The following is a 3,061-nucleotide window of genomic DNA, read 5'->3' on the forward strand; positions in this document are numbered from 1 at the left end:
GGCGAGCAGGCTTGCCCTGCGTTGGGCTGCGAAGCGGCCCCAGTAAAGGCACTGCAATTTTCCTGAAAGTACTCAGCGTCTGGGTTTAGGGCTGCTTTGCAGCCCAACGCAGGCGGTGCGACGATTCGACAAGCCTGCTCGCCACAACAGCCCACTTGCGACAGACTTCTAATCGGTTGTGTAGATACCTATGCTGCGATGAGGCCCGATCAGTCACCCAACAACCTTGGCCCGCCGCAACTCGTCTATCCGCTGAGCACTGAGCCCCAACCCAGCCAGCACTTCATCACTGTGCGCCCCCACCGCCACGCCAATATGCCGAGGCTGCGGCAACCCCTCGGAAAACTTCAGCGGGCAAGCCAGTTGCGCCTGGGTCGAGCCATCACCCCGGGGCACCTGGCTGACCAGCTCGCGCGCCTTCAACTGTGGGTGCTCCAGCGCTTCACTCAGGCTCAGCACCGGTTCGACACACGCATCCACCCCGGCGAACAACTCACGCAGCTCGTCAAAGCTGCGCTTCTCAAACTCGACCTGTAACGCCAGCTTCAGGGCTTTTTGCTGCTCGGGTTTCAAGCTTTGCATGGCCAGCTCCGGCCTTCCCAACGTTTCGCACAATTGCCGCATAAACGCCGGTTCCAGGCTACCCACCGACATCCAGCGCCCATCACGCGTGCGATAGTAATCGTAGAAGCTGCCGCCGTTGAGCACATGGCTCTCCCAATCCGGCTCGACCCCACAGGCCAGGTAGCCCGCACCGGCCATGGCATTCAGGCTGAACGAGCAATCGGTCATGCTCACATCCAGGTATTGGCCGACGCCACTGTGCTGGCGGGCAATAACGGCGGCGAGCAACCCCACCACAGCGTGCAACGAACCACCGCCGACATCCGCCAATTGCACGCCCAGCGGCAACGGCCCGCTGTCCTGGCGGCCGGTGTAACTGGCCACGCCAGCCAACGCGAGGTAGTTGATATCGTGCCCGGCGCGGTCTTTATAAGGCCCGGTTTGACCGTAGCCGGTGATCGACACATAAATCAGCCGGGGGTTGAGCGCCTTCAGCGCCTCATAACCCAGGCCCAGACGCTCCATTACCCCAGGCCGGAATTGCTCAAGGACAATGTCATAGTCCTTGACCAGCTCACGCACGATCTGCAGCGCCTCGGCCTGCTTGAGGTCCAGTGCCAGGCTGCGCTTGTTGCGATTGAGGTATGCGTGGCTCGCCGAGGTGCCCTGGTCATGGGGCGGCAGCACGCGTAACAGGTCCATACGCGTGGGCGATTCAATACGCAGCACCTCGGCACCCATGTCCGCCAGCAACAAGGACGCGAACGGGCCAGGCAGCAAGGTGGAAAAATCCAGCACTTTGAGGGACGCCAAGGGACCTGACATAAAGACTCCATTTGGGTAGCGACTGCCCACAGCCTAGGCAGCCTTGCGCCTGGCGGCAATCGTCAGAACGATCAGCGACAGTGACCGTTTTGATCACGGCGGGCTTTTTCGCGGCGGCGGCTTTATCATTGGCTCAGGTTTGCTTGCAGAGTGTTCCATGAAGTTTGCGATTGCAGTATTTTCCGCCGCCCATGCGCCCTCCTCGCGCCGCGCCTTGCTGTTCGCCCAGGCAGCGCTTGCCGGTGGGCATGAGATTGTGCGGCTGTTTTTTTATCAGGACGGCGTGTACAGCGCTGCCAATAACATCGTTGCGCCCCAGGATGAGCAGGACATTGCCCGCAAGTGGCGTGAGTTTGTCAGCCTGCATCAGCTCGACGGCGTGGTGTGCATCGCCGCCGCCTTGCGCCGTGGCGTACTCAATACTGAGGAAGCCACGCGTTATCAACGCAGCGCGGTGAACCTCGACGCGCCGTGGGCGTTGTCGGGCCTGGGGCAGTTGCATGACGCCATCCAGGCTGCCGACCGCCTGATCTGTTTTGGAGGGCCGTGAGATGGCCAAGTCTTTATTGGTGATCAGCCGCCAGGCACCGTGGTCCGGGCCAAGTGCGCGCGAGGCGCTGGATATCGTATTGGCCGGTGGCGCTTTTGACCTGCCGATCGGCCTGCTGTTTATGGACGATGGCGTGTTCCAGCTGGCAACCCATCAGGATGCCAAGGCCGTGCAGCAAAAAGACCTCAGCGCCAACCTGCAGGCGTTGGGCCTGTTCGGCATTGATGAGGTGTTTGCTTGCAGCCACAGCCTTGCCGAACGCAGCCTCGCAACACCTGCCAGCGCGCAGGCGCTGGACAGCGCCGCGATCGCCGAATTGATTGACCGTTATGACCAGGTGATGACCCTCTGATGTCGACTTTGCATGTGGTATCTCACTCCCCGTTTACCGATAGCCGCCTGGGCAGTTGCCTGCGCGTGTGCGGCGCCGAGGACGCCATCCTGCTGTGTGGCGATGGCGCTTACGGCCTGCACAACGCAGCCCTGCAAACCCGGGGCGTGAAGGTCTTTGTCCTGGCCGAAGACATGCAGGCACGCAACCTGCCCCTGCCGGACTGGGCCGACAGCGTCGACTACCCAGGTTTTGTGCAGCTGTCGATCGACTACGACAAGGTCAACACCTGGTTATGAACACCCTGACCGTAGGCGAACGCACGCTGGAACTGGACAAGGACGGCTACCTCGTCAACCTGGATGACTGGTCCATCGACGTGGCCAATGCCCTGGCCGCCGCTGAACCCCTGGAATTGACCGCCGAACATTGGGAAATCCTCGAACTGCTGCGCGGGTTTTACGCAGAATTTCAGCTGTCCCCGGCCACACGCCCGCTGATCAAGTACACCGCTTTAAAGCTCGGCACGGACAAGGGCAACAGCCTGCACCTCAACAAACTCTTCAATGGCACCCCCGCCAAACTTGCCGCCAAGCTGGCGGGCCTGCCCAGGCCGACGAATTGCTTATGACCGACTTTGCCCCGCTGACCCTTGAAACCCCCGCCGAGCACCCGTTTGCGCAGTTCGTGCGCATCCTGGGCAAAGGCAAGCGCGGCGCGCGCAACCTCACCCGTGAGGAAGCCCGCGAAGCCATGGGCATGTTGCTCGACGAAAAAGTCGAAGACACCCA

Annotated in this window: 5 protein-coding genes and 1 pseudogene; 5 read left to right on the forward strand and 1 reads right to left on the reverse strand. The window is 61.5% G+C overall.

The annotated features are described in order from the left end of the window. Positions 1 to 213: 213 nt before the first annotated feature. On the reverse strand, positions 214 to 1,389 hold the full coding sequence (locus FEM54_RS29010) for a CaiB/BaiF CoA transferase family protein (protein WP_138453902.1): 1,176 nt from the start codon (positions 1,387 to 1,389) through the stop codon (positions 214 to 216). Positions 1,390 to 1,546: 157 nt separating this feature from the next. Between FEM54_RS29010 and tusD the strand changes: the two genes are divergently transcribed. The 5 genes and pseudogenes from tusD to FEM54_RS34830 all read left to right on the forward strand — a co-directional run. After that, complete coding sequence (gene tusD, locus FEM54_RS29015) at positions 1,547 to 1,939, forward strand: sulfurtransferase complex subunit TusD (RefSeq protein WP_138453903.1); 393 nt, start codon at positions 1,547 to 1,549, stop codon at positions 1,937 to 1,939. A 1-nt stretch (position 1,940) separates the two neighbouring features. Next, positions 1,941 to 2,291, forward strand: coding sequence for a sulfurtransferase complex subunit TusC (gene tusC / locus FEM54_RS29020; RefSeq protein ID WP_099548021.1), 351 nt, complete (start codon positions 1,941 to 1,943; stop codon positions 2,289 to 2,291). Next, a complete protein-coding gene (gene tusB, locus FEM54_RS29025; RefSeq protein ID WP_138453904.1) occupies positions 2,291 to 2,569 on the forward strand; it encodes a sulfurtransferase complex subunit TusB in 279 nt (92 codons plus the stop codon). The genes tusC and tusB overlap by 1 nt, the downstream gene beginning before the upstream one ends. Next, on the forward strand, positions 2,566 to 2,901 hold the full coding sequence (locus FEM54_RS29030; RefSeq protein ID WP_099548022.1) for a TusE/DsrC/DsvC family sulfur relay protein: 336 nt from the start codon (positions 2,566 to 2,568) through the stop codon (positions 2,899 to 2,901). Before tusB ends, FEM54_RS29030 begins: the two co-directional genes overlap by 4 nt. A gap of 14 nt (positions 2,902 to 2,915) precedes the next feature. Continuing rightward, a pseudogene (locus FEM54_RS34830) lies at positions 2,916 to 3,061 on the forward strand (glycosyl transferase family protein); the annotation flags it as partial.

It is taken from the genome of Pseudomonas edaphica (assembly GCF_005863185.1).
GTDB classification, from domain to species: domain Bacteria; phylum Pseudomonadota; class Gammaproteobacteria; order Pseudomonadales; family Pseudomonadaceae; genus Aquipseudomonas; species Aquipseudomonas edaphica.